The organism is Streptomyces sp. WAC06614, from assembly GCF_003949795.1.
In the GTDB taxonomy this organism is placed as follows: domain Bacteria; phylum Actinomycetota; class Actinomycetes; order Streptomycetales; family Streptomycetaceae; genus Streptomyces.
This window is the reverse complement of sequence record NZ_RPRY01000342.1, coordinates 1-7,053: the sequence shown is the minus strand read 5'-3', so window position 1 is coordinate 7,053 and position 7,053 is coordinate 1. Positions and strand designations below refer to the sequence as shown.

The following is a 7,053-nucleotide window of genomic DNA, read 5'->3' as shown; positions in this document are numbered from 1 at the left end:
GCATGGGTGTCAGTCGTAGGCGTGCTCTCGGGGTGGCTGCCCTGGCGGCGGCCGCCGCCAGGGCAGCCACCCCGAGAGCACGCCTACGACTGACACCCATGCGACTCGCCCCCCCATGACCGTTCCGCACCGCGGGACTTCAGCGCTCATGGGGGTATTTCCCACCCGCCTGGCCGGTTATGACCCACCCCGGTCACAGAACCGCCCCAGAACGACGACAAGGGCCGTTCCGGGGCAGCACGAAGAGGCGGAGCCCCCGGCCCACCGAAGCCGGGCCGGACCGGGGCGCAGGGCCGGGCCCCCGCCGGGAGGCCTAGGCTCCGAAGGCCTTGCTCTTGCCCTTCACCGGCTTGGCGCCCGCCAGCAGGTGCGCCGGTACGAGATCGCGCGCCGGCTCGCTGTAGCCCACGGAAACGATCCTGTCCCCCTGGTACGTGAACGACGTCAGCGAGGCCAAGGTGCACTGCCGCCGCCGCGGGTCGTGCCACAGCCTCCGCTTCTCGACGAAGCTGCGCACGATCCAGATCGGCAGCTGATGGCTGACGCACACCGCCTCGTGCCCCCGCGCGGCGTCCTTCGCCGCGTCCAGAGCGCCCATCATCCGCACGACCTGCTCGACGTACGGCTCGCCCCAGGACGGCTTGAACGGGTTCGTCAGGTGCTTCCAGTTCGAGGGCTTGCGCAGCGCGCCGTCGCCGACGCCGAAGGTCTTGCCCTCGAAGACGTTCTCCGCCTCCAGCAGCCGCGGGTCCGTGGCCAGGTCCAGCCCGTGGCTCTTGGCGATCGGCGCGGCCGTCTCCTGGGCCCGCTCCAGCGGGGAGGACACGACGTGGGTGATGTCGCGCCCCTCCAGGTGCTCGGCGACCCGGTCCGCCATCTGCCGCCCGAGGGCGGACAGGTGGTAGCCCGGCCGGCGCCCGTAGAGCACCCCGTCGGGGTTCTCCACCTCACCGTGCCGGACGAGGTGGACGACGGTGATCTCGTTCCCGCTCATGCCGTGGCCTCCGTGGCCTCCGCGGCGGCCCGCGCGGCGGCCGGCAGCGCGGCGGCGATCCGCTCGACCGCACGCTCGTCGTGCGCGGTGGACACGAACCACGACTCGAAGGCCGACGGCGGCAGGTACACGCCGTTCGCCAGCATCGCGTGGAAGAACGCAGTGAAGCGGAACGACTCCTGCCGCTTGGCGTCGTCGTAGGTGCGCACCTCGTCCGGGGTGAAGAACACCGAGAACATGTTGGAGGCGGTCTGCAGCCGGTGCGCCACGCCCTCCTTGGTCAGCGCGTCGGTGACCAGCTGCTGGATCTGCGCGGAGACCGCGTCCACCGTCGCGTACGCGGCGTCGTCGAGCAGCCGCAGCTGGGCCAGGCCCGCGGCGGTCGCGATCGGGTTACCGGAGAGGGTGCCCGCCTGGTAGACCGGGCCGGCCGGGGCCAGGTACGCCATCACGTCGGCACGGCCGCCGAACGCCGCGGCCGGGAAGCCGCCGCCCATGACCTTGCCGAAGGTCATCAGGTCGGGCGCGACCCCGTCCACGCCGTACCAGCCGGCGCGGCTGGTGCGGAAGCCGGTCATGACCTCGTCGGAAATGTAGAGGGCGCCCTCGGACCGGCAGATTTCGGCCAGACCCTGGTTGAAGCCGGGGCCAGGGGTGACCACGCCCATGTTGCCCGGGGCGGCCTCGGTGATCACGCAGGCGATCTCGCCGGGGTGCGCGGCGAAGGCGGCACGGACGGCGTCGAGGTCGTTGTACGGCAGCACGATGGTGTCGCCGGCCTGGGCGCCGGTGACGCCCGGGGTGTCGGGCAGGGCGAAGGTGGCGAGGCCGGAACCGGCGGCGGCCAGCAGCGCGTCCACGTGGCCGTGGTAGCACCCGGCGAACTTCACGACCTTGGCGCGCCCGGTGAAGCCGCGGGCCAGCCGGATCGCCGACATGGTCGCCTCGGTGCCCGAGGACACCAGGCGCACCTGCTCGACGGGCTCGATGCGGGCCACGATCTCCTCGGCGAGCGCGACCTCGCCCTCACCGGGCGTACCGAAGGAGGTGCCGCGGGCGACGGCCTCCTGCACGGCGGCGATCACCTCGGGGTGCGCGTGGCCGAGGATCATCGGTCCCCAGGAGCACACGAGGTCGACGTATTCGCGGCCGTCGGAGTCCGTCAGGTACGGACCGGTACCGGACACCATGAACCGGGGCGTTCCGCCCACGGCCCGGAAGGCGCGAACCGGAGAGTTCACGCCGCCGGGGGTCACGAGGGACGCGCGCTCGAAGAGCGTCTGCGAAACTGGGGCTTCATACGGGTACGGGTAGCTCACACGAGCCATGGTCTCACCAGGCCGCGACTTCACTGCGGACGGGCGTTTCACCGCGCCGCCGCGGGGGAGGTCACTGCCATGATGATCAGGCTGCGTGGCGGGGGCCGCGGGGCCGGGGCAGGCAAGACCAGTCGGGTGGAGATATGCAACGCGGTGGTGGACCGGGCGAGGGCACGGACGGCCTGGACCCGCAGCGCGCCCGCGAGGCCCGCGAGGCCCGCCGCCGCGGCAAGCACCGGCGGCACGCGGCGACGGACCCGGCCGGCTCCGCCGGCCCGGCCCCGGAGCCGGACGCGGCCCGTGACTGGAACACGCCCCGAGACGACGACACCGACCTCGGCCCGAGCCGGGACGGCGGCGGCCGCGACCGGCGGGGACCCGGCGGCGCCGCGCCCGGCGCCGCGTCGCCCGGCGGGTCCTCCCTGGGCGGGCCCTCCCTCGGCGGGTCCTCCGTCGGCGGGTCCTCTCTCAGCGGGTCCTCCCTGGGGGGCTCCCCGCTGGGCTCCTCCGCGCTCGGCGGCGCCTCCGCGCTCGGCGGCGGTGCGTCGGTCGGGGGACCGGTCGGCGAGGGTGCGGCGATCGGGGGCCGGGGCATGGGGGTGACGTACAAGTACTTCGGCGCCCCGGACGGCGCCACGGCCGCCCGGGTGCCGATCTCGATGCGCCCGGAGGAGCTCGGCGGCGACGAGCTCGGCATGGGCGGCATGTTCACCAAGATCAAGCCGGAGACGGTGGCCGCGATGGTCCTGACCGGCATCGAGGGCATACCGCTGCACAAGGTGCCGCCGCTGGAGCTGGTGGTCCTCCACCCCGACTACGCGGTGGTCAAGCTCCCCATGACGGTGGTCGACCCGCTCCGCGAGATCGGCGAGGAGTCGGTCGGGGCGGCGGCCTTCATCTGGTCGACGGTCCCCGACCGCGGCGGCCCGAGCGACGCGTTCAACGTCTACCAGCTCCTGCACGAGTGGCAGGACTTCTCCCAGCGCCTCCACGAGGCCGGCCACCAGCCGTACTGCCTGGTCTGGCCGTAGCCGGGCCGACCGGAGACAGCGGTCCGGTCACGTCGGGGCGGCGGGTCCGTTCCCGTTCCCGGTCCCGGTCCCGGTCCCGGTCCCGTTCCCGGTCCCGATGGGCTCCGGGGCGTCGACGCCCAGGTCCTGGCGCATCCGGGTCCGCATCTCGCCCCGCTCCCGGGCGATCACCACAACCGGGCCGCGCCGTACGGCAGTTGGCAGTGACAACAGGGTGCGGTGTTCCCGCCCGGCCGCAAATAACCGAGGATCTGTTTTGTTTTCGTCCGCCCGCCGGATCCGATCGCAGAGCAGGTGTCATGCCGACCACCGACAAGGTCCACGAGCTGCCGCAGACCAACCAGTTGCGCGCGCTGCACACGATCGTCCGCGACCGCGACGCCGCCCGCACGGACTTCGTCCACTACGCCCGGCGCGTGGTCCGGCTGCTGCTGGAATCGGCCCTGGACCTGCTGCCGTTCGACAAGCAGGACGTGACCACGCCGGTAGGGGAGACCTACCCCGGGCTGAGGTTCACCGGCAAGCTGTGCGCCGTACCCGTGATCCGGGCCGGCGACTCCATGGTCGACGAGCTGCGGCAGATGATCCCCGGGATCCGCGTCGGCAAGATCCTGATCCAGCGCGACAGGACGACCAAGCAGCCCCACCTGCACTACTGGAACCTCCCCGAGGACATCTCCGAGCGGCACGTCCTGCTGCTGGAGCCGATGCTCGCCACCGGCGGCAGCGCCAAGGCCGCCATCGAGGTGCTGCTCGCCGCCGGGGTGCGCGAGGAGCGGATCGTGCTGGTCAACTTCCTGTCCGCGCCCGAAGGCATCGAGGCCGTGCGGGCCGCGCACCCCGAGGTCACGCTGATCACCTCCTCGATCGAGGAGCGGCTGAACCCCGGGGCGTTCATGATCCCCGGGATCGGCGACTTCGGGGACCGCTACTTCGGCACCACCGACGCTGCTCTGGCCGCCCGGCGATGAGCGGGGGGCACCGGCTCGCGGCCGACACGCTGATCACCGCGCTCGCGCCGACCGTGTGGGGCTCGACATACCTGGTCACCACCGAGTTCCTGCCGCCCGACCGCCCGTTGCTGGCCGCCACCGCCCGGGCGCTGCCCGCCGGGCTGATCCTCGTGGCGCTGGGCCGGGCCCTGCCGCGCGGGGCGTGGTGGGGCCGGGCCGTGGTGCTGGGCGTGCTGAACATCGGCGCCTTCTTCTTCTTCCTCTTCCTCGCCGCCTACCACCTGCCCGGCGGCGTGGCCGCCCTGGTCGGCTCGGTGCAGCCGATGTTCGTGCTGCTGCTGTCGGCGCTGCTGCTCAAGGACCGGATCAGGCCGGTCCACGTGGTGGCCTGTCTGCTGGGCGCGACCGGGGTGGGGCTGCTGGTGCTCCAGCCGAACGCCGGCCTCAACGCCACGGGCGTGGCCGGCGGACTGCTCGCCGCGGCCAGCATGGCCTGCGGGATCGTCCTGACCAAGCGGTGGGGCCGCCCCGAGGGCATCGGGCTGCTCACCTTCACCGGCTGGCAACTGGCCGTCGGCGGGCTGGTGCTGACCCCGGTCACCCTGGTCGCCGAGGGCCTGCCGGACCGGGTCACCGGGACGAACCTCGCCGGGTTCGCGTACCTGGGCGGGGTCGGGGCGTTGTTCGCCTACACCGTGTGGTTCCGCGGGGTCGAGCGGCTGCCGGCGCTCGCGGTGTCCTTCCTCGGGTTCATCTCGCCGCTCGCGGCCACCGCGCTCGGCTACCTCGTCCTGGACCAGAAGCTCAGCCCGCTCCAGGTCGTGGGCGCCGTCGCCGTGCTCGGCGCGGTGTTCGTGGCACAGCCCCGGCCGGCGCGCCGTCGTCCCTCCGGCGACGCGCGGGACCGGTCCGTGACATCCGAAGCGCCCCTGGACGCCGCCACGTCGGGGCCCGTGACCCTTGGCCGAGGCCATGACGACTGACACACCTGCCGCCCCCACCCTGCCGTCCGCCGCCTCCCCCGCCCCGTCGCACCTGACGGTGCTGCTGGCCGAGCAGGCCGCGGCCCGCCCGGACGCCGTGGCCGTGGAGGACACCACGGGCCGCCACCTGACCTACGCCGGCCTGGCCGCCGGGGCCGGGCGGCTGGGCGCCCGGCTGCGCGCCCTGGGCGCCCGGCCCGGGACCCCGGTCGGCCTGTACGCCGACCCGTCCGTGGACCTGATGACCGCCGTCTGGGGCATCCTCGCCTCCGGCGCCCCCTACCTCCCGCTGTCCCCCGACTACCCCGCCGACCGGCTCCGCTACATGGCCGGGAACGCCGCCCTGGACCTGGTCGTCACCCAGCCCCACCTCGTCGACCGCCTCCGCGAGCTCCTGCCGGAGGACACCCGGGTCGTGGTGGTGGACGAGACCCCGCACGAGGACCCGTACGCCACCCCGCACGAGGACCCGTACGGCGCCCCGCACGCGGCCCCCTACGGCACCCCGGCACCCCTCGCCCCGGCACCGCCCGGCGGTCCGCAGGACCTGGCCTACGTCATCTACACCTCCGGCTCGACCGGCCGCCCCAAGGGCGTGATGATCGAGCACCACAGCATCGTGGCGCAGCTGCGCTGGCTGGTGCGGTGCGGCCATCTGGGCCCCGCCACCACCGTGCTGCAGAAGACCCCCATGAGCTTCGACGCCGCCCAGTGGGAGCTGCTGGCCCCCGCCGCGGGAGGCAGGGTCGTGATGGCCGCGCCCGGGAGCTACCGGGACCCCGAGGCGCTGATCGACACCATGGCCGCGCACGAGGTGACCACCTTGCAGTGCGTGCCCACCCTGCTCCAGGCCCTCCTGGACACCGAGCGGCTGTCCTCCTGCACCGCCCTGACCCGGGTGTTCTCCGGCGGCGAGGCCCTCACCGTGAAGCTGGCCCGCGCCTTCGCCGCGCAGCTTCCCGGCGCCGCGCTGGTCAACCTCTACGGCCCCACCGAGTGCACCATCAACGCCACCGCCCACCACGTCGACCTGGACTCCCTCGCCGACGAGGAGGGTTCCGCGATCGTCTCCATCGGCGACCCCGTCGACCAGACCCGCTGCTTCGTCCTCGACGACGACCTCCGCCCGGTCGGCGTCGGCGAGAAGGGCGAGCTGTACATCGGTGGCGTCCAGCTCGCCCGCGGCTACGTCGACCTGCCCGAGCAGACCGCCGAACGCTTCGTCACCGCCCCCTTCCTCCCCGGCGAGCGCCTCTACCGCACCGGCGACCTCGCCGCCTGGAACACCGACGGCACCATCCGCTTCTGCGGCCGCGTCGACACCCAGGTCAAGCTCCGCGGCTACCGCGTCGAGCTGGAGGAGATCACCTCCGCCATCGAGGAGCACGCCTGGGTCCGCCGTGCCGCGGCCGTCGTCACCGACGACGCCCGCACCGGCTTCCAGCAGCTGTGCGCCCTGGTCGAGCTCGACCCCAAGCAGGCCGCCCTGATGGACCAGGGCAGTCACGGCGCCCACCACCGGTCCAAGGCCAGCAAGCTCCAGGTCAAGGCCCAGCTGTCCAACCCGGGACTGCGCGAGCCGCACGAGCTGGCCGGCCGCCCCGTCCTCGACCTGCCCGCCCGTACGCCGTCCGCCCGCCAGCAGCGCGAGACCTTCGCCCGCAAGACGTACCGCTTCTACGAGGGCGGCAAGGTCACCCGCGCCGACCTCGTAGAAGCGGTACGTCTTGCGGGCGAAGGTCTCGCGCTGCTGGCGGGCGGACGGCGTACGGG

The 7,053-nt window shown here is 73.5% G+C and carries 6 protein-coding genes; 4 read left to right on the top strand and 2 right to left on the bottom strand.

Features of this window, described 5'->3' with window-relative positions; all coding sequences use genetic code 11:
* Positions 1–313 precede the first annotated feature (313 nt).
* Both EF918_RS30105 and hemL read right to left on the bottom strand, forming a co-directional pair.
* Positions 314–994, bottom strand: a complete 681-nt coding sequence (locus EF918_RS30105; RefSeq protein ID WP_125652095.1) for a histidine phosphatase family protein — start codon at positions 992–994, stop codon at positions 314–316.
* Positions 991–2,322, bottom strand: coding sequence for a glutamate-1-semialdehyde 2,1-aminomutase (hemL, locus tag EF918_RS30100; protein ID WP_125652094.1), 1,332 nt, complete (start codon positions 2,320–2,322; stop codon positions 991–993). Before hemL ends, EF918_RS30105 begins: the two co-directional genes overlap by 4 nt.
* A 584-nt stretch (positions 2,323–2,906) precedes the next feature.
* Here hemL and EF918_RS30095 point away from each other — a divergent pair.
* The 4 genes from EF918_RS30095 to EF918_RS30080 form a co-directional block, all read left to right on the top strand.
* Positions 2,907–3,344 carry a hypothetical protein gene (locus tag EF918_RS30095; protein WP_125652096.1) on the top strand — a complete coding sequence of 146 codons (438 nt, stop codon included), beginning with the start codon at positions 2,907–2,909 and terminating at the stop codon, positions 3,342–3,344.
* 299 nt (positions 3,345–3,643) lie between these two features.
* On the top strand, positions 3,644–4,315 hold the full coding sequence (gene upp, locus EF918_RS30090) for a uracil phosphoribosyltransferase (RefSeq protein WP_125652093.1): 672 nt from the start codon (positions 3,644–3,646) through the stop codon (positions 4,313–4,315).
* On the top strand, positions 4,312–5,280 hold the full coding sequence (locus EF918_RS30085; protein ID WP_125652092.1) for an EamA family transporter: 969 nt from the start codon (positions 4,312–4,314) through the stop codon (positions 5,278–5,280). Before upp ends, EF918_RS30085 begins: the two co-directional genes overlap by 4 nt.
* Positions 5,270–7,053, top strand: a 1,784-nt coding sequence (locus tag EF918_RS30080; RefSeq protein ID WP_125652091.1) for an amino acid adenylation domain-containing protein, incomplete at its 3' end; no start/stop codon positions are given. The genes EF918_RS30085 and EF918_RS30080, both read left to right, overlap by 11 nt.